Genomic DNA, 21001 nt, shown 5'->3' with positions numbered 1-21001 from the left:
TTAAAATTGTTGTCCTATAATAAAGTGTGTCTCCCAGCCATTAGGCTCAACTCCACCGAGTACTGGATCAAATCCGTATCCAAAATCAATTCCTAGTAATCCAAATGCGGGCATAAATATACGTAATCCTGCTCCAGCGGACCTCTTAATACTAAATGGATTATAATCTCTAAATCCATCATAAGAGTTTCCACCTTCTGCAAAACCAAGAACATAAATTGATGCTAATTGTTTCAATGTAATTGGATACCTAACTTCTAACGAAAATTTATTGAAAATGGTATTTCCATCTTGACTAGATAAAGATTGGTTAGGGTATCCACGTAATTGAATAACCTCTCTTCCATCTAAACTATAAGCTCCAAGGCCGTCACCACCAACAAAAAATCTTTCAAACGGAACAGTACCTCTATCATTATTATAAGCTCCTAAGAAACCAAATTCAGTTCCTGTTTTTAATACTAAATCTCCATAAAGTTTTGTATACCAGTCACCACTAAATTTAATTTTATAGTATTCTAATAATTTAAATCTTTTTTGATCAATTTCCCCGAGCCTAATAGCAGCATCTGTTCTTGAGCCATCTGTAGCATCATTGTCTAATAGTATTGATTCTTGAACTGCTCTATCATCAGCAAGTTGACTGTAATCAACACCATCAAAGGCAGAATAAGGAAGGGTGAGCTTTGCTGTTAAGCTAAAATCTGCACCAAACTTAGGATATATAGGGTTGTTACCTACATTATTTCTACTTAATCCTATAGTGTAAGCTAAATTGTTTGATTCTCCATTAGGGAATGTAAACAAGTTTGTACTATAGTTTTTGAGATTATAATGCTGGAAGCTAATTGCATTAGAAAAAGTAAAGCTGTCGTCGGGCCAAGTCAGTCTCTTAGCAAGTCCTATAGATCCACCTGTAATTAAAAATCGTTGATCACGATCTGCTTCTCTATTTTGAAAATCATACTGATATTGAACTGTATGAGAGAAAGATGTACTTAGTTGTACAGGCCTTTTGCCACCTAGCCAAGGCTCTGTCAATGAAACACTATATGTTTGATAGAAACTACTGGCTTGTGCGCGAAGTGATAGTTTTTGGCCATCTCCCATAGGTATAGGTGTGTATGCTTCTTTATTTAAGATATTTCTTAATGAAAAATTATTGAATGAAAGTCCAAGCGTACCTACAAATCCACCACCACCATAACCACCTTGTAATTCAATTTGACTAGACCCTTTTTCAACTACTGAATATTCCATATCCAAAGTACCGTTATTAGGGTCTACGTTTTTAAAATTTGGTGAAATTTGTTCTGGATCAAAAAATCCAAGTTGACTTAATTCGCGAATGGTACGAACAACGTCTCTCTTACTATATTCTTGACCAGGACGTGTTCTTAATTCACGATAAATGACATGGTCGTTTGTTTTAGTATTCCCAACTACTGTAATATGATCAAAATATGCCTTTTTTCCTTCACGTATTCTTATTTCATAATCAATAGTGTCTTGACGTACGGCAACTTCTACAGCATTTATTTGTGAGAATAAATAACCATTATTTTGGTACAAGTTTGTTAAGTCAAAAGCTTCTGGATCTGTATTGTCTTCAATACGTTTTTTTAGTAATGTACCATTATAAACTTCCCCTTTTGTGATTCCTAATGTTTGACGTAATTGACCATCTGTATAAACACTATTTCCTAAGAATTTTATATCCCCAAAATAATATTTTTGTCCTTCTTCGATTTCTATATTAATACCTAAATTTTTTCGGTTTTTTTCAAAAACACTATCACTAATTATTCTTGCATCTCTATATCCATTAGACTTATACTTTTCTATGATTGAAGCTTTATCTTCTTCATAGCCAGCTTCGGTGAATTTAGACATTTTCCACAATCGTATAGGGTTTCTTCGTTTTGTGTTTTTCATGGAACGTCTTAATATACCATCAGATAGGTTTTCGTTTCCTTCAAATTCAAGTGGACTTACTTTAACACGTTTGCCTTTATCTACGAGTATGCTCATGTTTTTAGCAATCTCGGTACCAGTGGAGTCAATTTCAGGTGTAGTGGTTATAATAACCTCAGTATTATAAAAACCTTTTTCTACGTATTTGTTTTTAATTTTGTTTTTGGTTGTCGTAAGTAAGTTTTTAGTGATTTTAAGACCTGATTTAAGATCTGTTTCTTTCTTGATTTCTTTAACAACCCCTTTGCGCATTCCTTTTCCTTCAAAGGTGATTTTATTTAACTTAGGTAGTTCAACAATATAAATTTCTAAATCAACCATATCTTCCTCCATGGCAGCAACATAGATAGCAATATCGCTAAAAAGATTTTGTTCCCATAATTTTTTAGTGACTTCACTTAAACGCTCTCCAGGAATGTAGATGCGTTCACCTACTTTTAAGCCAGTAAATGCAATAACAGTTTGTTCATTGAAACTTTGTGTTCCAATAACTTTGATGTCATTAATTTCATATTTAACACCAGAGTCAAGCTCTTTTTTTTGTGCTTGTGCTGAAAAAACCGATAGCATTGTAAAGAGTACAATGCTATATAATTTTGTATGTAATTTCAAAAACTGAATTCTCCTAAAGTTGCTCACTTGTCTTTCCAAATCTTCTTTCTCTGTTTTGATAATTCAATATTGATTCAAATAAATGTTCTTTAGTATAATCTGGCCAAAGTACATTTGTAAAATATAACTCAGCATATGCAATTTGCCATAAAAGAAAATTACTAATGCGTTGTTCACCACTTGTTCTTATTAATAAATCTACATCAGGTAGATCGTTTGTATATAAGTGATTTTGTATTATTTGCTCATCAATATCGCCCGGCGAAATTAGTCCTTTTTTAACTTTAAGACTAATCTCTTTTATTGTTTTTGTTATTTCTTCTCTAGACCCGTAACTTAATGCGAGTGTTAAGGTCATTCTATTATTGTTTTTGGTCTTTTCAATAACGTCAAGCAACTCTTTCTTAACTTTAGGTTTCAATGCTTCAATATTACCAATTGTATTTAATTTGATATTATTTTCTTGCAATGTTTTAATCTCTTTTTTTAAAGAAGAAACTAAAAGTTTCATTAGTAATTCTACTTCTATTTTAGGACGGTTCCAATTCTCAGTAGAAAAAGCATATAAAGTTAAAAATGGAATATTTATTTCGGCGCATGCCTCAGTAATTTCCCTAACTGCTTTTGTGCCATTTTCATGACCTATAGCTCTCAAAAACCCCTTTTGTTTTGCCCATCGACCATTACCATCCATGATAATAGCCAAGTGCTTTGGAAGTTTTTTTGTATCTATTTGATCTAAGAGACGACTCATTTTTTTAGAAATTACAATAACATGGTTCACGACCAAAGGTAAACGATAAAGTAAAGCCTGTAAAGACATACCAATCATTATTATTGACATTGCCAAATCTAAAGCCTTCGCTGTCAGCCAGCCCTTTTACAGGATAGCTACCATCAAGATCGTCTGTAAATGTATAACGCGCACCTATTTCGATAGCGGCAATTAATTTTGTGCTTATTGTTGCTTTGTAGCCAAGTGTCATAGGAATTGCAAATGAACCAGCTTGATCATAGTCTCTATAAGTGCCATTTGCTCTTATGTAAGATGCTTCATAAAGAAAATAAGTAATTCCAGTATATAAATAAGGTGCCGATGCTGGATTCCCAGTATTTAAGTTAAACTCCCAAAAAGTATATTCCATGCCTAAAGAAGCTTCCTTGATGTTGTTCTGGAAAGAATAGCCGCGTTGTTGTCTACGCTCTTCATCACTATCTAAATCATCACCTTCAGCTTTAGCATAGGTTGCAGAAAATCTAAAGGAATGACGTTCACTTCGATTCCATTTAAAAATAGCTCCAACAGCAAGGGCGTTTGGATTAATGTAGGCGGTATTTCCTACATCTCCTATAACATTAGCTCCGCCTACAAACCCACCAATTTCGTAGGTTTGCGAATGTGCTAAGAATGAGCAGGTAAAAAGTAAAATAAGGGGTGTTATATACCTCATAAAATTTCAAAAGTTTGCAAATATAATAATAAACTTTGCTTTACCCCATTATAAGGGGAATAGTCTATTTTGTTAACTTTTTTTGAAGTGTTTTATTGTTTAGTTTCTTTTGTCCTCACCCCAAAGAAGTTTTTTTCTGAGTGTTTTTACAAAGCTTTCTTCTGTGAGCTGAACGAGTTTAATTTTAAAAGGAGCTTTCTTTATTGTAATTGAAGTTTCATTATCTAGTGCAAGTATTCTAGAATCTAGAGAACATAGATATTCTTTTTCTCTTCCTGTGACTTTAAGGGTGATTTTACTGTCGCCTTGAACAACTAAAGGTCTAGCGCTTAAATTATGTGGCGCTATTGGGGTTAAAATAATGCAATCATTAGTAGGGTCAATGATGGGGCCGCCACAGCTTAGTGAGTAGCCTGTGGAGCCTGTGGGTGTTGCTACTATTAAACCGTCTGACCAATATGATGTTAAATACTTGTCATCAATAAATGTTTCTACTTTAATCATTGAAGTGGTGTTTTTTCGATTTACGGCTACTTCATTTAAAGCAAAATTTAATGGTACAATTTCTTGATGTCCTGGGTCTGTTTCAATCGAAAGTAATGTTCTTTCTGAAATATAATAATCACCTTCTAAAATTTCAGAAATACTTTCGGCTATATTTTCTTTTTGTATTGTCGCAAGAAAACCTAATCGACCTGTATTAATGCCTACAATTGGAATATTGAAATCTCGTACAAATGTTACAGATTTTAATATTGTTCCATCGCCGCCTATGCTAAAAAACAGGTCATAAGAGCTATCAAGCTTTGTAAATGTTTTAATGTTCGTTAAGTCTGAATGAAATTTTTGATGTTCATTCATTAGTGCCATGAAATTCTCTTCAATTAAAATAGTCACATTTCGGCTTTGCAAAACATCTAGAATTGACTGAATATGATGTTCACTGTTTTTATGATAAAATTGACCGTAAATCCCTATTTTCATCGATTACATATTTAGGTATTTGTCTAAATAATTTGAGCGCATTTTCAAATCTTCTAAAAATTTATCTTCTTCATGATTGCTAACCACGTTGTAACTGTAGCGTCTAAATGTCTGGACAATTGCATTCATCCCAGTATGCCCTATTTTAATAGTCGCTTGCATTAAGTCATTGCTCATTTTTGATATGAAAATACCTAATACTTTAGCGTCATTGCTTTCTATTATTTGGCACATTTCAGAAAAAGAATAATCACGTATTCCTTTCTCAACAACGATAATTCCCCCAGCTTCGCTTAAAAATGGAGTGTCATTAAAAAGATCCATTATATCACTCAATTCATAATACCCCAAGTACTTATTTTGAGTGTTGAGCACAGGCATAATGTTACTTTGGTGAAGAGCAAATGCTTCTAGAATATCCAGCCAGTTAGTGTTATCTTTAACATGAAAAGGTTCAAGTGCGTATTGAAAATCACCTATAACTTTATCTGCATCAAAACAATGTACGTCGGTTTCAGATATACTTCCTATAAAATCATTTTCGTGAACCACGGGAATATGTGAATACGTTAATTGATTAAATGCTTTTTGAACCGTATTTATAGGTGCGGTTTTGTCAAAAGGCTGGATGTCATTAATGATATAGTGTAATGTATTCAAAGCGTTATTTTTTATGCAAATTACTCAAAATATAGCTTCGTCACTGTATATAAGGATTGTATTTTTGTTTTTTAAGGAGATTGACTTCTGAAATTTTAAACATTGAAATAAAGTTGTTTGATGGTGAAAACGAAATAATTTCAAACAAGTCGTATTCAAAGCAATCAACTAAAAAGATTACCTCAGAATAGATATAAATTTGAATCTAATAAAAATTTACAAAAGCGATACATGATGACAAAACTTAGTGTAAATATTAATAAAATAGCTACACTTCGCAATGCGCGCGGAGGTGATTATCCTAATGTGGTACAAGTAGCAAAAGATGTACAGGCATTTGGTGCACATGGAGTTACTATTCATCCACGTCCAGACGAGCGACATATTCGGTATCAAGATGCATACGATTTAAAGAGCGTTGTGACTACAGAGTATAATATAGAAGGAAATCCAATCAAAAAATTTGTAGATATGGTGTTAGCCATCAAGCCTACTCAAGTCACATTGGTGCCAGATAGTGTTGATGCAATTACTTCAAATGCGGGTTGGGACACCATCAAACACAAAGATTTCTTAGCAGAAGTGATTTCCGAATTTAAAAGAAATAACATTCGTACTTCCATTTTTGTTGACCCAATTCTTAATCAAATTGACGGAGCAAAGAAAACAGGAGCAGATCGTATTGAATTATATACTGAAGAGTTTGCAAAGCAGTATACCCTCGGAAATATTAAAGCCATTACATCTTATGCCGCATGCGCGAAAAAAGCAAATGAGTTGGGTATAGGAGTAAACGCGGGTCACGATTTATCATTAGATAATATTAAGTTTTTTAAACAAAACGTCCCCCATCTGGCCGAAGTAAGTATAGGGCATGCATTAATTGCAGAGGCTATATATAAAGGACTCAAGCCTACTGTTGAAGAATATCTAAAACTATTGAAATAATGCAGATACTACATTCACAAATTATAGGCGAAGGAAAGCCATTAGTTATTTTACATGGTTTTATGGGTATGGGCGATAATTGGAAAACGATGGCAAATCAATTTGCGAATGATGGATTTGAAGTTCACCTTGTTGATCAGAGAAACCATGGTCGTAGTTTTCATAGTGACGATTGGAACTATCAATTAATGGCTGATGATTTACTGGGGTATTGCGATGAGCATGAGTTGGAACACATCTATTTAATGGGGCATTCTATGGGGGGAAAGGTTGCAATGGAATTTGCTGCAATATACCCGGACCGAATAATTAAGTTAGTAATTGCAGATATTGGTCCTAAGTCATATCCTCAACATCATCAAGATATTTTGAAAGCATTGTCGCTATTAGATTTTTCTAAATTGAAAAGTAGAGGAGCGGCAGATGATGTTTTGAGTGATTATATTAAAGATGTGGGTACAAGACAATTTTTGCTTAAAAATTTATATTGGAAAGAAAAAGGAGTTTTAGCGTTACGGGTTAACTTACCTGTAGTTTCAGAAAAAATAGAAGAAGTTGGCAAGGCATTGTCAGAAACTTTAGTCTTTAAAGGAGATACACTATTTGTAAGAGGAGCTAAGTCTGGATATATTGAAGACGAAGATGAGTGGGGAATCAAAAAACAATTTCCGAAGAGTAAAATAAAAACAGTTTCAAATGCAGGTCATTGGCTGCATGCAGAAAATCCTGATGAATATTACCAAATTGTTATGAATTTTTTATAACATTGCAAGTCTCAATTTATTATGTATGCATAGTATTTGTTAATAATCAAATAGAATGCTTATTTTAGAGGCAATAAAACAAACAAACTTTAATTTTAATTTAACTGAAAACTATTATGAAAAAAGTTTTACTTCTTGCTGTTTTTATTCTTACTGCAGCAGTAACCTATGCCGGAGGGTATAGGGTAAGTCTTCAAGGAAACAAAGCCTTGGCGATGGGTCACACAGGTGTTGCTGTTGTCAACAGCAGTGAACTTGTATTTTTTAATCCAGCAGGATTAGTTTATCTTGAGGATAGATTAAGCGTGTCACTAGGAGCACATGGTGTCTTTGCTGATGTGGCTTATCAAAATACTGCAACTGGAGATGCGGCTGTTACAGACAGTGATGTAGCAACTCCTTTTTATGCGTACATATCATATCAAGCTACAGATTGGCTAGCACTAGGTCTTGGTGTATACACGCCTTATGGAAGTGGTGTTACTTACGAAGATGATTGGGCTGGTTCTCATTTAGTAAACAATATTGACCTTCAAGCAATTTTTATTCAACCAACAGTATCTATTAAGTTGAGCAAGTATTTTAGTATTGGTGGTGGACCTATCTTTGCTACGGGTAATGTGAACTTTAACCGTAATTTAAATAGAACTACGTCTAACTTAGAAGGTGAACGTTCTGAAGTTACTATTGATGCCACTGGTGTTACAAAATGGGGATGGACTGCAGGATGGATGTTTAATCCAACCGAAGAATTAACTTTAGGAATGAATTATCGTTCAAAAATTATTCTTGAAGCAGAAGATGGAGATGCTACATTTGAAAATGTGCCAAATTCTCCTTTAACGCCTTTCCCAGACACAACAACTTTTGATGCTCGTTTACCTTTACCAGCAGAATTAACTGTAGGTCTTTCTTATGAGTTTTGCGATAAGTGGTTATTTGCATTTGATTTTAACAGACAGTTTTGGGATGTTTATGAATCTCTAAATATTGATTTCGCTAGTGAGACTGTGCCAGATTCACAAAATGCTCGTAATTACAAAAACTCTTCTTCTTATAGATTTGGGTTACAATACGAAGCAACTAAAACGTTTACATTGAGAGCTGGTTATTACTTTGATGAGTCTCCAGTACAATCAGGATATTTTGCTCCTGAAACACCTCGTAACGATAGTAATGGTTATACTGCAGGTTTAACATTAAACCTAGGAAGTCGTTTTGAAATTGACGCTTCATTTTTATACTTACACTTTAAGGAAGTTGACGCTTCTTACGATTTCTATTTTGAGAATGGACAGTCAGTTCCTTTTGAAGGAACTTATAAGTCTAGTGCATTTTCACCAGGTTTAGGTATCACGTATAAATTATAATCCCAAAAAAAATACAAAATGAAAAATACTATAAAATTAATGATTGGTTTACTTGCCGTTGGGTTTGTAAGCTGTGAGCCAGAATTTGAAACGCCAGTTGAAGATGGTTTTTATACAAATGGTGATGCTGATTTCTCAAATTATGTAGCTGTAGGTAATTCACTTACTGCTGGATATGCAAGTAGTGCATTATTTATTTCTGGACAAGAAGATTCATATCCAAACATTATGGCTCAGCAATTTGCTTTAGCTGGTGGAGGTGAATTTACACAACCTTTAATGAATGATAACTTAGGTGGACTATTAATTGGTGGAGCTCCATTACCTGGTTTTGGTAATAGATTAGTTCTTTCGGTTGATGATAATGGAAATCCAGGGCCTGTTACATTAGAGGGTCAAGGTACTACTGAAGTATCAAATGTAATTTCTGGACCGTTCAATAATATGGGTGTTCCTGGTGCTAAGAGTTTTCATTTAGGAGCTGAAGGATACGGTAACATTGCGGGGCTTTCTTCAAACCCACCTAGCGCAAATCCATATTATGTACGTATGGCTACAAATCCTAATGCAACAGTAATCGGTGATGCGGTTGCGCAAAGTCCTTCGTTTTTCAGTCTTTGGATTGGAAACAATGATATTTTAGGATACGCTACTGCTGGTGGTGCTGGTGTTGATCAAACAGGTAACTTAAATCCATTAACATATGGTTCTGCTGATATTACAGACCCTAACGTTTTTGCTTCTGTATATTCAGGATATGTTGATGCATTAACTGCTAATGGAGCTGGTGGTGTTTTAATTAATATTCCAGATGTAACTTCAATTCCTTATTTCACAACTGTGCCTGCTCAATCTATTCCATTAGATGCAGCAACTGCTGGAGCTGTAAATGCTCAATTTGCATTATATAATACACAGGTGTTACCTGGATTAGTTGGTGCTGGTGTGATTACTGCAGAAGAAGCTGCTTCTAGAATGATTAACTTTAATGCGGGTGTGAATTTCCCTATTATAATGGATGATGACTTGACTGATATTTCTGGTATTTTACAAGGACCTCCTTTTGGTTTACCTGCAGCTACTGCTGGTCTATTAGGGCAGTTGCGTCAGGCAAATAATAGTGATTTAGTTGTATTGCCTGCATCTAGTGTGTTAGGTTCTACGCCAGATCCTGCAAACCCGCAAGGTGTTGTAGGAGTTTCTATTCCATTGGGAGATCAATTTGTTTTGACAGCTGTTGAGCAAGGCCGTGTGTCAACTGCATCTGCTGCATATAATTCAACAATTCAAGCACTCGCTTCGGCAAAAGGAATTGGGTATGTTGATGCAAGAGGAGCATTAGCACAAGTTGCTGCTGGAGGAATAGGCTTTGATGGAGGTCAATTAACTTCTACATATGTTACAGGTGGGGCTTTTTCACTTGATGGTGTTCACCCATCTCCTAGAGGATATGCTTATACTGCAAACGTGATAATTAATGAGATTAATCGTGTGTATAATGCAACTATACCTAACGTAAATATTGGTACTTATGGTACTGTTTCATTAAACAATAATCTTAATTAAGGTATAAACAACTTAAATAATAAAGTCCCTATTGGTGAAATACTAATAGGGACTTTTTTTATCTTCGGAAATTTCCACTTGATTAAAAATCAAATTATTATACTTCATATTGCATTAGATAAATTCTTTGTTTGGCTATAAAATAAATCGTATTTTTGCACGCTCGTAAATCAAGGGGTAATTGCCAACGGTTTCCGAAGAAAAATTTCTAAAGAAAAAAATAGTAAAGAATGGATATTACAAAAAAGGATATTGATGCATTAAATGCAGTGGTAACAGTCGAAATTAAAAAAGAAGACTATGAAGGAGAGGTTAAAAAAGTATTAGCCAATTATAGAAAGACTGCTAATATTCCTGGATTTAGAAAAGGTCATATCCCAATGGGAATGGTTAAAAAACAATACGGTCAAGCTGTGTTAGTAGAAGAAGTAAATAAGCTTTTACAAGGAGGATTACAAAAATTTTTGACAGAAGAAAAGCTTGATGTTTTAGGTAACCCACTTCCTAAAAATGAAAACGAAATTGACTGGAAAAGTGAGGACTTTACGTTTGAGTTTGATTTGGGAATGTCTCCTAAGTTTGAAGTAGATGTAACTAAAAAAGCAATTACAAATTATAAAGTAGTTGCAGATGATAAAATGCTTGATAATCAAGTAAAGACTATTCGTAAGCAATACGGTAAGCTTACAAGTAAAGATAAAGCGGAAAAAGGAGATGAGATTACAGGAACATTTTCTAATGAGGAAAAAGGAGTTGAAAAAAGTACAACTTTAGAGTTAGATGAGTTAAAAGGTAAATCTCAAATTAAAGCTTTAACCGGTGCTAAAGTGGGAGATGTAATTACTTTGAAAACAAAAGGGATGTTTGCTGAAGATCACGAAATTCAAAAGCATATAGGATTAACTCCTGAGGATGCTAAAGACGTTGATGAACTTACATTCAAGGTAGAAGAAGTAAACACTCGCGAGATGGCAGAAATGAACCAAGAGTTATTTGATAAGCTTTTTGGTGAAGGTGTTGTAAAATCTGAAGCTGATTTAAAATCAAAGATCAAAGAAGATGCAGAAAAGCAATTTGAGCAACAAAGTGATCAAAAAATGCTAAATGACGTAGTTGAGTCGTTAATAGAAAACACAAAATTTGACCTTCCTAAAGAGTTTTTAGAGCGTTGGATCCAAGTATCATCAGAGAAGCCTATGACAGATGAAGAGGCTAAGGCAGAATATGAAAGAAGTGAAAAAGGATTACGCTACCAGCTTATCGAAGGAAAGTTAAGAGCAGAGAATAATTTACAGGCTAGTTTTGAGGAATTAAAAGAGTATAGTCGTGGGATGATTAAGGCACAGATGGCGCAGTTTGGTCAAATGGATCCTAGTGATGAAGAGCTTGATAATATTGCAGCTCGTATTATGTCAAACCAAGAGGAAGTTCAACGCATGGGTGAACAACTGAATACAAATAAATTACTTCAGTTTTTTAAGGAAAAAGCAAAATTGAAAACTAAGGAAGTGACTTATGAGAAATTCATCAAAGAGGCTTACGAGTAATTCAATAAGAATTTAGTTATCTTTAGGGCGCTTTATACAATGATAGAGCGCCCTATTTATTTCTGAAATTTTAGATATTTGACAGATTATTTTTTGACATACCTACAATATGTCAGTCATTAGTATTTAGGCACTTTATTTGACATATAGCTATTTTTAAATTTATTAAAATTTCAGAAGAGAAAAAGATTAATACAAAGAATTAAAGGACAAAAGAATATATGGACTACGGAAAAGAGTTTAAAAAATACGCAATTAGTGACCACGGGATTAATAGTAATTACTACGACAAAATAACTAGTAGTATGACTCCAGTGGGGCTTACACCAAATATTATTGAAGAGCGCCAGATGAACGCGGTAGCAATGGATGTTTTTTCAAGGCTTATGATGGATCGTATTATCTTTTTAGGAACTGGTATAAATGATCAAGTTGCAAATATTGTGCAAGCACAATTACTTTTCTTAGAAAGTACAGATGCTGCAAAGGATATTCAAATTTATATCAACTCTCCAGGAGGGAGTGTTTATGCTGGGTTAGGTATATATGATACCATGCAGTTTATAAAACCAGATGTGGCGACAATTTGTACTGGTATGGCAGCATCTATGGGAGCTGTGTTATTATGTGCTGGAGCAAAAGGAAAAAGAAGCGGTTTAACACATTCACGAGTTATGATTCACCAACCATTAGGTGGGGCACAAGGACAAGCAAGTGATATTGAAATTACTGCGAGAGAGATAATGACACTCAAAGAAGAGCTTTATAAAATTATCGCAAAGCATAGTGGGCAATCTTATGAAAAAGTTTATGAAGATAGTGATAGAGACTATTGGATGAAAGCAGACAAGGCACTAGAATATGGAATGATTGATGAGATTTTATCCCGTAATAAATCTCTCTAAAAATAGATTGACAATAGGAAAATACTATGGCTAAAGAAATATTAGAATGTTCTTTTTGTGGAAGAAAGAAAGCTGAGACAAGTTTGCTAATTGCTGGCTTAGATGCGCACATCTGTGATCGTTGTATTGAGCAAGCTCACGGTATTGTTGTTGAAGAAGCAGTGCATAATAAAGGTGAGGAGATTAGCAAGGATTTAATGCTTAAGAAACCAAAAACCATTAAAGCTTTTCTTGATGACTATGTTATAGGGCAAGACCACACCAAGCGTGTAATGAGTGTTGCTGTTTATAATCACTATAAAAGATTGTTGCAACCTAAAACTGAAGATGATATTGATATTCAAAAAAGTAATATCATTATAGTAGGGCAAACTGGAACAGGAAAAACACTTGTTGCTAAAACAATAGCGCGTATGTTAAATGTGCCATTAGCAATTGTAGATGCAACTGTTTTGACTGAAGCAGGATACGTAGGTGAAGATGTTGAAAGTATCCTTACGCGTTTATTACAAGCTGCAGATTATGATTTAGAAAAAGCACAAAACGGAATTGTATTCATTGATGAAATTGATAAAATTGCCCGCAAGAGTGATAATCCATCAATAACTAGAGATGTGAGTGGAGAAGGTGTTCAACAAGCGTTGCTCAAGTTGCTTGAAGGAACTGTTGTTAATGTTCCGCCTAAAGGTGGTCGTAAACATCCTGACCAAAAGTTTATCGAAGTAAATACAGAAAATATTTTATTCATTGCAGGTGGTGCTTTTGATGGTATTGAACGCCATATCACAAAAAGACTAAATATGCAAGCTGTAGGTTTTAGTGCCTCTAAAAAAGAAGATTATTTAGAACGCAGTCATATGCTTAAATATATTATTCCAAAGGATTTAAAAGATTTTGGATTGATTCCTGAAATTATAGGTCGACTTCCAGTTCTAACATATATGAATCCATTAGACAAAGGAACGCTTAGAGCCATTTTAACAGAGCCTAAAAATGCAATTATCAAACAATACGTAAAGTTGTTTGAAATGGATGATATAGAGCTTGTAATTACAGAAGAGGCGTTAGATTTTATCGTGGAACAAGCTATTATTTATAAATTAGGAGCTAGAGGTCTAAGATCACTGTGTGAGGCCATTTTGACAGACGGAATGTTTGAGCTGCCAGGGTCAGACACTAAAATCCTTAGAGTAACAAAAGAATATGCTGAAACGAAATTAAATAAATCAACTATTAAAAAATTGAAAGCAGTTTCATAGGCATACGCCGAAATATATAATATTCAAGCCCGCAGTTTTTCATTGAACTGCGGGCTTTTTATTTTAAAAAAAATTCCCGAATATAATAAATACAAAAAGCCCTGACTCTCTCAATATCAGGGCTTTTTAAACTTAACTTACTTACTTATTTTTAAGGCAATGCTATTACCTTTTTTGATGATGTGTTTAAAATTTTTTGTTCCATTAATTGTTTTTTATCTTTCAATGTATAACCTGCAACATCTGTCTCGTTATTTTGGATTGAAGAAGTAGTCCCACAAGATGTCATTGTGCTTGTTAAGATTACTGCTGCTAAGATAAAAATTACTTTTTTCATGTCTCTATTGCTTCATTTGAACAAGACAAACATACCTCGTAAGAAAAGTACTACCAAAACTTTTAGTTGAACGATGAGCTAAATTCGTTGAAATACATAGAATTTTTAAATGTTCGGTAAAGTGAACAATAACAGGGGTTAACGGAGTTTTTTTAATCGAGAGAAGTGTGTCGTTAATCGGGAATAGTAATTTTGCTATTTGTTGAGGTCTAATAATTCGTTTAAAAAATCACGACTATTAGATAACCTAGGTACTTTATGTTGTCCACCCAGTTTGTCTCTTTTCTTTAGCCAATCATAAAATAATTTATCCCTGCCTATATGAATTGTTGGTGCGTTTAAAGTTAGGTTATTAAAACGCTTTGCCTCATAATCACTATTAACTTGCATTAATGCTTTGTCTAACTCTCGTGAGAATACTTCAAAGTTTATTGGTGGTTTTTTAAATTCAATAATCCATTCGTGAGCACCTTTTTCTTTGTCTTTCATAAAAATGGGAGCAGCCGTGTATTCTACAATTTCGCAGTCACTTAATATTGAAGCTTTTTTTAGGGCAGATTCAGCATTTTCAATAATAAGCTCTTCACCAAATACATTTATGTGGTGCTTAGTTCTTCCAGTAACTTTAATGCGGTGTGGGGTAATAGAGGTAAATCTAATTGTGTCGCCTACTTTATACCGCCATAAACCAGCGTTTGTTGTAATAACAATTGCATAATTTTTTCCAATCTCTACATCGCTTAACGGTATTACTTTCTGTGCCTCATTTCCGTAGGAATCCATCGGTATGAATTCATAGAAAATGCCGTAATCTAACATTAGTAGAAGTTCTTTGTTTGCATTACGGTCTTGTATTGCAAAAAAGCCTTCACTAGCATTGTAAGTTTCGTAATATCTAAAATTATCTCTAGGTAGTATTTTATTGTACTGTTCAATATAAGGATCAAAACTCACGCCACCGTGAAAATAAACCTCAAGATTAGGCCACACATCAAATAAATTGTCTTTGCCTGTTGTTTTAATTACGTTATTAAGTAGTACAAGCATCCAAGAAGGTACTCCTAGTAGGCTTGTCACATTCTCGTTAATAGTTTCATTAACAATTGCCTGCATCTTCACTTCCCAATCTCCCATTAAAGAAATTTCGTTACTCGGCGTACTACTGTATTCTGCCCAGAATGGCATATTGTCAATTAAAATTGCAGATAAATCTCCAAAAACAGTTCCGTTCTCTTTATACAATTCCTTGCTACCACCTAAACGTAAACTCTTTCCTACAAATAATTTTGCATCCTCATTATTGTTGAGATACATGCATAGTAAATCTTTACTTGCGGCATAATGGCAATCTACTAAAGACTCATTACTCACGGGAATAAACTTGCTTTTTGCATTTGTAGTTCCGCTAGATTTAGCAAACCATTTAATAGGTGAAGGCCAGAATATATTGCTTTCTCCATGGCGAGAACGCTCAATCATAGCACTGTTTTCTTCGTAACTTGTAATTGGAATCCTATCAGCAAATTCTCTATAGGTTTTAATGGAAGCAAAGTCGTATGTTTTCCCAACTTCAGTATTTTTTGCTGTATTTAAAAGATATTCAAGAAGTTCATTTTGTACGTCAATTGGGTATTTAAGAAACAACTCTATTTGATGGAAGCGTTTCTTTAAAAACCACGAAGCAATCGAATTTACAATGGGGATTGGCATATTTTGACCTATCTTTAGACTTTAAAAATACATTAAATTTCTATGCAATACCAAGGGGTTCTTACAAAAATGCAAACCGAAATAGGCTCACCCATCCAGTACTATCTTGTCTTTGAAAATGATTTTCTGAATGTCAATCAGTTACTAGATAAAAAAATGAGTATTAATTTTGTTGGCTATCAATGTCTTAATTGTAAAAAAGAGAAAAAAATTTATAGACAAGGTTTTTGCTACGACTGTTTTTTTGAAATTCCACAAGCGGCAGATTGGGTAATGAAACCAGAACTGAGCAAAGCGCATTTAGGCATTGAAGAAAGAGATTTAGAATACGAACAGCGCGTACAGTTAAAACCTCACATTGTTTATCTTGCAAATAGCAGTAATGTAAAAGTAGGTGTGACCAGAAAAACCCAAGTGCCTACACGCTGGATTGATCAGGGTGCCCATGAAGCTATTGAAATTGTAGAGGTGCCTAATCGCTATTTAGCGGGTATTACTGAGGTTGCATTAAAAGACTACGTAGGAGATAAAACAAACTGGCGCACCATGCTTAAAAATGAAGTACAAGATGAAAATCTAGTGGAGTGGCGTGACAAATTAAAACAATACATCCCAGAAGAAGCGCAACAATATTTTATAGAAAATAATACCGAAACAAATCTAGAATTCCCAGTTTTACAATACCCTAAAAAACTAAAAACACTTAACCTCACAAAGACGCCAGATTTTGAAGGCGTGCTTAAAGGAATAAAAGGACAGTACTTTATTTTTGAGGATAATACCGTGTTTAATGTACGAAGTAACGAGGGTTTTGTTGTGACAATAAATGTTTAGTTTAAGTATCTATTTTAAATGTTTTAGAAGATTATAGAGTGATTAAAACCAAAATCTTATTTTATATTAAAAAGGTCTAATTACAAAAAAAATAAATCCAACAATGATAACTTCGGAAACGGTACAGCTTGAAAATGCCAGAGTACTGTTGAGACCTTTGGTTGCAAAAGACGCTTCCGCTCTTCTAGGATTTGTAAAAGAAGAATCCGAAATTTGGACATATTCTCTAAGGCAACTTCAAACGACGAGTGATTTAAACGATTATATTTCCGAAGCACTTAGACTTAAAAAGCTAGGGAGTACTTATGCATTTACCGTGTTTGATAAACTAAAAAAACAATACGCAGGCTGCACACGTTTTTATAATATTGATGATGTTCATAAAACTCTTATGTTAGGGTATACTTGGTATGGCAAAGAATTTCAAGGTACTGGATTAAATAAAAATGTAAAGCTGTTACTTTTAGAATATGCATTTGAAATACTACAAATGGAACGTGTTGAGTTTAGAGCAGATGTAAATAATCTACGTAGTATTCGTGCAATGAAAAGTATAGGGTGTAAAGAGGAAGGGGTGTTGCGTCAAAATTTTGCAATAGCAAATAAAAGGAGAGATAGTATTATTTTAAGTATAATAAAAACAGAGTGGGCAGAATGCAAACAATTACTGCTTAAATCAATTTATAATGGCACTAATAACTAATACATAGAGTATTTATTACTAAGCGTAAGCGTCAAATATCATTCTTACTCCTTGAACTAAACTCCCTATAACAAGCAAATACCCAATTATGGTGTGTACTCTTTTTTTGTTTTTTGAGTCTTTTGTATTTATTTTCTTGCTTAACTTTCCATACATATATAATACGCTAAATTTTCCTACAAAAACACCTGTAAAAAAGCTAATTAGCACAAATATGGGGCTAAATTTTGTTATTGAAAATAAAAATTGATTAGCAAGCGATAATATGAAAATCCAAAAGAGTAATGCTGGAGGATTTAAAATAGCTAACAACAATCCTTTATAAAAACTTCCTACATTCCATTCTTTTGCTAATGGATTTTCGATGCCAAAATCAAAGTAATTTCTTAAAACAATAAGTAAACCAATGATGAAAAATAAAACAAGAAACGAAATCTGAATCCAAAGATTATTTTCAAAATAGTCTGTAAATGCTCTACTATACCACAGTGCAATAAATGCTATAAGTGTGCTACCTAGTCCTGCTCCATAGGCAATATTTACTGCTTTCTTAAAAGAGTTTTCTAGTGTAGTAGTCACCATCGCAACATTTGATGAACTAGCAGGTAGTGCTCCTAGTGCAGATATTAAAAATCCGCAACCGGCAAAAAGAATTAATAGTACTGAATCGCTCATTATTTTTTTTGTGAGCAATAATGCTCATCATTTGGTTAATTAATACTGTCTTTCTTTTTTTTCTTTCCACCACCAAAGAGACCTCCTAATACGTCTTTAATAATTTCTTTAGGTTTTTCGTCTTTGGGCGGAGTAGTTGTTGTACCTGTATTTGTATTTCCGTTTGTTGAGTTTCCAGCATTATTGCTATTAGAATTTCCACCTAGCAAATCACCAAGGATTCCAGTTCCTTTTTCAATCAAATTGTCTTTCTGTTTTGCGACAATCCGCTGTGTAAGTTCTGTTACTGCAGCTTTTGTGTTGAGGTTTACTTTAGGATTAGTGAAACTGCCTGTAAGACCTACGGGTAATGCTACTGTCATTTTATCTGCTTCTGTTGGGTCCAGCTTTGTAAGTATCTTTGTGACATCGCTACCCAAATATTTTGCTGGAACATCCATTTTTAAGTTATAATTAATGCTGTTACTAAGACTATGCGAGCCTGCAGCGGTAATTTTAATTCCTTTTACATCAAAATCAAATGGTTTTACAACAATGTTTCCATTGTCAAAAGAAAGATTTGTGTCAATGTCTCTCAATTCAAGCTTATCCAAATTTAAAAATGATAATTGACTCCCTAGAGCATTTAGTAAAGGAGTTTGATTTCCATCAACTTGTGCTGTTATAATTTGAGCATAGGCTGAGCCGCCTAGACTTTCAAGAACGGGAGTTAAATCTTTAGTTAAATTTCCGTTGAGCTTAAAAGTAGTGTTCATATTTCCTTGCAGTGCTTTTGCAATGGGAGCTAAAAACTTTAGCATAGGCATTTTAGAAAACGACTGATCAATATCAATTTTTGATAAATCTAAATCCATAGTAAATGTAGGTACATCGCTTTTTGTAGTAACATTTCCATTAAGAGCAATATTACCGCCAAAAATTGAAGACGTGACATTGCTTAATTGTGCTGTTTCATTTTTGATTGAAACGGTTCCTTTGGCATTATCAAGCGTTAAATCATCATAGATAACTTTCTTTGCATTAAAATTTAAAGTTGCATCAAGAAAATCTGGAATTTTGATACCCATTTCTTCTGCTGAAATTTTACTTGCATTGCTATTTTTAGTTGCTGTTTTAGTTTCAGCAATCATAAAATCATTTACATTAAACGTATTTGAAGTCACATTAAAATTACCTTTCAAGTCTTGCTTTGCCATCACCCAAGGGATTAAATTTTGAATGCTCCCTTTTGCATTTAAATCTGTCTGTCCAGAGGTTGCATTCATATCATTAAGAACAATATTTCCAGTCGCCATGGTAATGTTTGCATTTTCTATTTTAATTGGATTAGGGAACGCAGGATCTGCGTAATTAAAGTCTGTAATACTTGCTGTTCCATTTGTTTTAATATTTTGGTATTGTTCCTTTTCAACACTATTCATGTCAAAATTAGTGGTAACATCTGCTTTAAAAACTCCGGACAAGTCTTGGTCAAGTTCTACGGGAAATACTTTTTCAATATTGGCAAGATTTATCGTTCCTTTTAATGCTAAATCTACGAGCATATTATCGGTAAAATTTTTAATACTTCCGTTCACGTTAAAAATTTCATCATCAATTTTAAAAGTTAATCCTCCTATATTTAAATACGTGTCTTGTAATAACCCAGTTGTATTAATTAAATCTGCATTTATCGAAATGTTTTGCACAGCCTTAGGCAATGAAGGGTACTTAAAAGACGCATTATCACTACGTACTTTTATATCCATCGTAGGGATTTTTGTTTCATCAATAATGCCTTTTAAAATTCCATTAACAGTAAAATTACCAGTGGTTGTAACACCGTCAAGTTCTTTGACATATGCTTTTGGTATTACTCCAAGAAAATTTTTAAAGTTTGAAGAAGGTGTTTTAAATTTTAAATCTACCTCATTATTGCTTTCATTAATTTTTACAAAACCATCAAAAGTTAGAGCCAGCTCATTAATCTTAGCTTCATTTTCTAAGAATGTATATTTTTGATTTTCTAAGTCCATATCAAACACTGCGTCAAGTGTTAAATTATTTTCACTTAAATAAGCAACATCACCCATTTTAAAACTAACCACAGCGGTAGTCTCAGTATCAAGTTTTGATTTAGCTGCTGAAAAATCTCCAGTACCTTCATGATTTACATTTGCAAGCATCAAGTAAGTTTGAGTGCTGTCATCGCTATAGTTAATACGAGAGTTTTTCAATGCATATTGTTGTAAATCAAATGTAAAACCAGTGCTTTCTTCGGTAGAAATTGTTTTGTCTACAATAGGTGCATCATCTTTAAGCGCTATATCGTAGTTAGCATTTCCGAGGGAATCTAAACGAATATTAACCAGTGCCTCATCAAGTTCAAGTGCATCAATTTTAATAGGATCATCACTACTTTTAAAAAGTTGCGTAATACCCATATCCAGTTTTAGTGTCTTCCCGCTCGCTAGCGTATCGCCTTCAAATGGTGCTTTATTGAGTACACTAAAGTCAGATATTACTAAGGCGGCATCAGGAAAACTACTAAATAAACTAAGGTCAAAATCATTCCATGCTACGGTAGCATTTAAATTTTTATTAATGTTTTTAACAAGAAGTTTTTCGAGCGAATCTTTGAAGAGAAATGGAGATGCAACAAGCGCTATGATTAAAATCAAAACGACGATACCGGTAATTTTTAAAAACTTTTTCATAGTATT

At 33.8% G+C, this 21001-nt stretch carries 18 protein-coding genes; 9 read left to right on the top strand and 9 right to left on the bottom strand.

Features of this window, described 5'->3' with window-relative positions:
- The 5 genes from GB234_RS14505 to GB234_RS14485 form a co-directional block, all read right to left on the bottom strand.
- Entirely contained in the window at positions 1–2544 is a 2544-nt protein-coding gene (locus GB234_RS14505) for a BamA/OMP85 family outer membrane protein (RefSeq protein ID WP_172966904.1), read from the bottom strand.
- A gap of 55 nt (positions 2545–2599) precedes the next feature.
- Positions 2600–3340 carry an undecaprenyl pyrophosphate synthase gene (gene uppS / locus GB234_RS14500; protein WP_151895301.1) on the bottom strand — a complete coding sequence of 247 codons (741 nt, stop codon included), beginning with the start codon at positions 3338–3340 and terminating at the stop codon, positions 2600–2602.
- A gap of 4 nt (positions 3341–3344) precedes the next feature.
- Positions 3345–4037: a type IX secretion system protein PorG gene (gene porG, locus GB234_RS14495; RefSeq protein ID WP_151895300.1), complete on the bottom strand. Its 693-nt coding sequence runs from the start codon at positions 4035–4037 to the stop codon at positions 3345–3347.
- Between the two features lie 99 nt (positions 4038–4136).
- Positions 4137–5021 (bottom strand): NAD kinase, encoded by an 885-nt coding sequence (locus GB234_RS14490; RefSeq protein WP_151895299.1) that lies wholly within the window; start codon positions 5019–5021, stop codon positions 4137–4139.
- Between the two features lie 3 nt (positions 5022–5024).
- Positions 5025–5681, bottom strand: a complete 657-nt coding sequence (locus tag GB234_RS14485) for a CBS domain-containing protein (protein ID WP_151895298.1) — start codon at positions 5679–5681, stop codon at positions 5025–5027.
- Positions 5682–5915: 234 nt separating this feature from the next.
- Between GB234_RS14485 and GB234_RS14480 the strand changes: the two genes are divergently transcribed.
- The 7 genes from GB234_RS14480 to clpX all read left to right on the top strand — a co-directional run bounded on the left by GB234_RS14480 (position 5916) and on the right by clpX (position 14040).
- Entirely contained in the window at positions 5916–6629 is a 714-nt protein-coding gene (locus tag GB234_RS14480; protein ID WP_151895310.1) for a pyridoxine 5'-phosphate synthase, read from the top strand.
- On the top strand, positions 6629–7393 hold the full coding sequence (locus GB234_RS14475) for an alpha/beta fold hydrolase (protein ID WP_172966903.1): 765 nt from the start codon (positions 6629–6631) through the stop codon (positions 7391–7393). Before GB234_RS14480 ends, GB234_RS14475 begins: the two co-directional genes overlap by 1 nt.
- A gap of 116 nt (positions 7394–7509) precedes the next feature.
- The gene (locus GB234_RS14470; RefSeq protein WP_151895297.1) at positions 7510–8763 is read left to right on the top strand and encodes an OmpP1/FadL family transporter; all 1254 of its coding nucleotides are present in this window, start codon (positions 7510–7512) and stop codon (positions 8761–8763) included.
- A gap of 18 nt (positions 8764–8781) precedes the next feature.
- Positions 8782–10329 carry an SGNH/GDSL hydrolase family protein gene (locus GB234_RS14465; protein WP_151895296.1) on the top strand — a complete coding sequence of 516 codons (1548 nt, stop codon included), beginning with the start codon at positions 8782–8784 and terminating at the stop codon, positions 10327–10329.
- Between the two features lie 230 nt (positions 10330–10559).
- Entirely contained in the window at positions 10560–11876 is a 1317-nt protein-coding gene (gene tig, locus GB234_RS14460; RefSeq protein ID WP_151895295.1) for a trigger factor, read from the top strand.
- 221 nt (positions 11877–12097) lie between these two features.
- The gene (gene clpP / locus GB234_RS14455) at positions 12098–12781 is read left to right on the top strand and encodes an ATP-dependent Clp endopeptidase proteolytic subunit ClpP (RefSeq protein WP_151895294.1); all 684 of its coding nucleotides are present in this window, start codon (positions 12098–12100) and stop codon (positions 12779–12781) included.
- A 26-nt stretch (positions 12782–12807) separates the two neighbouring features.
- Complete coding sequence (gene clpX / locus GB234_RS14450) at positions 12808–14040, top strand: ATP-dependent Clp protease ATP-binding subunit ClpX (RefSeq protein ID WP_151895293.1); 1233 nt, start codon at positions 12808–12810, stop codon at positions 14038–14040.
- 151 nt (positions 14041–14191) lie between these two features.
- Here the strand turns inward: clpX and GB234_RS14445 are convergent, their stop codons facing one another.
- A complete protein-coding gene (locus GB234_RS14445; protein ID WP_151895292.1) occupies positions 14192–14377 on the bottom strand; it encodes a hypothetical protein in 186 nt (61 codons plus the stop codon).
- 195 nt (positions 14378–14572) lie between these two features.
- Complete coding sequence (locus GB234_RS14440; protein ID WP_151895291.1) at positions 14573–16087, bottom strand: GH3 auxin-responsive promoter family protein; 1515 nt, start codon at positions 16085–16087, stop codon at positions 14573–14575.
- Positions 16088–16129: 42 nt separating this feature from the next.
- On the opposite strand from GB234_RS14440, the gene GB234_RS14435 reads away from it, so the two are divergent.
- Both GB234_RS14435 and GB234_RS14430 read left to right on the top strand, forming a co-directional pair.
- The gene (locus GB234_RS14435) at positions 16130–16921 is read left to right on the top strand and encodes a DUF2797 domain-containing protein (RefSeq protein WP_151895289.1); all 792 of its coding nucleotides are present in this window, start codon (positions 16130–16132) and stop codon (positions 16919–16921) included.
- Positions 16922–17024: 103 nt separating this feature from the next.
- Positions 17025–17624: a GNAT family N-acetyltransferase gene (locus GB234_RS14430; RefSeq protein WP_151895288.1), complete on the top strand. Its 600-nt coding sequence runs from the start codon at positions 17025–17027 to the stop codon at positions 17622–17624.
- Positions 17625–17642: 18 nt separating this feature from the next.
- On the opposite strand, the gene GB234_RS14425 is transcribed toward GB234_RS14430, so the two are convergent.
- Complete coding sequence (locus GB234_RS14425; RefSeq protein WP_151895287.1) at positions 17643–18299, bottom strand: hypothetical protein; 657 nt, start codon at positions 18297–18299, stop codon at positions 17643–17645.
- Between the two features lie 35 nt (positions 18300–18334).
- On the bottom strand, positions 18335–20995 hold the full coding sequence (locus GB234_RS14420; protein ID WP_151895286.1) for an AsmA family protein: 2661 nt from the start codon (positions 20993–20995) through the stop codon (positions 18335–18337).
- Positions 20996–21001 lie beyond the last annotated feature (6 nt).

This window comes from Patiriisocius marinistellae (genome assembly GCF_009014635.1).
In the GTDB taxonomy this organism is placed as follows: Bacteria; Bacteroidota; Bacteroidia; order Flavobacteriales; family Flavobacteriaceae; genus Patiriisocius; species Patiriisocius marinistellae.
Note: the sequence above shows the minus strand (reverse complement) of the source record. Positions and strands in the feature narration are given on the sequence as shown.

Bases quoted from the DNA above. Each gene is read 5' to 3' on its own strand.
- GB234_RS14505 (WP_172966904.1), bottom strand. From the start codon at position 2,544: ATGCTATCGGTTTTTTCAGCACAAGCACAAAAAAAAGAGCTTGACTCT.
- GB234_RS14490 (WP_151895299.1), bottom strand. From the start codon at position 5,021: ATGAAAATAGGGATTTACGGTCAATTTTATCATAAAAACAGTGAACAT.
- GB234_RS14440 (WP_151895291.1), bottom strand. From the start codon at position 16,087: ATGCCAATCCCCATTGTAAATTCGATTGCTTCGTGGTTTTTAAAGAAA.
- GB234_RS14420 (WP_151895286.1), bottom strand. From the start codon at position 20,995: ATGAAAAAGTTTTTAAAAATTACCGGTATCGTCGTTTTGATTTTAATC.
- GB234_RS14425 (WP_151895287.1), bottom strand. From the start codon at position 18,299: ATGAGCGATTCAGTACTATTAATTCTTTTTGCCGGTTGCGGATTTTTA.
- clpP (WP_151895294.1), top strand. From the start codon at position 12,098: ATGGACTACGGAAAAGAGTTTAAAAAATACGCAATTAGTGACCACGGG.
- GB234_RS14435 (WP_151895289.1), top strand. From the start codon at position 16,130: ATGCAATACCAAGGGGTTCTTACAAAAATGCAAACCGAAATAGGCTCA.
- GB234_RS14430 (WP_151895288.1), top strand. From the start codon at position 17,025: ATGATAACTTCGGAAACGGTACAGCTTGAAAATGCCAGAGTACTGTTG.
- clpX (WP_151895293.1), top strand. From the start codon at position 12,808: ATGGCTAAAGAAATATTAGAATGTTCTTTTTGTGGAAGAAAGAAAGCT.
- GB234_RS14480 (WP_151895310.1), top strand. From the start codon at position 5,916: ATGACAAAACTTAGTGTAAATATTAATAAAATAGCTACACTTCGCAAT.
- uppS (WP_151895301.1), bottom strand. From the start codon at position 3,340: ATGAGTCGTCTCTTAGATCAAATAGATACAAAAAAACTTCCAAAGCAC.
- GB234_RS14445 (WP_151895292.1), bottom strand. From the start codon at position 14,377: ATGAAAAAAGTAATTTTTATCTTAGCAGCAGTAATCTTAACAAGCACA.
- tig (WP_151895295.1), top strand. From the start codon at position 10,560: ATGGATATTACAAAAAAGGATATTGATGCATTAAATGCAGTGGTAACA.
- GB234_RS14470 (WP_151895297.1), top strand. From the start codon at position 7,510: ATGAAAAAAGTTTTACTTCTTGCTGTTTTTATTCTTACTGCAGCAGTA.
- GB234_RS14475 (WP_172966903.1), top strand. From the start codon at position 6,629: ATGCAGATACTACATTCACAAATTATAGGCGAAGGAAAGCCATTAGTT.
- GB234_RS14465 (WP_151895296.1), top strand. From the start codon at position 8,782: ATGAAAAATACTATAAAATTAATGATTGGTTTACTTGCCGTTGGGTTT.
- porG (WP_151895300.1), bottom strand. From the start codon at position 4,037: ATGAGGTATATAACACCCCTTATTTTACTTTTTACCTGCTCATTCTTA.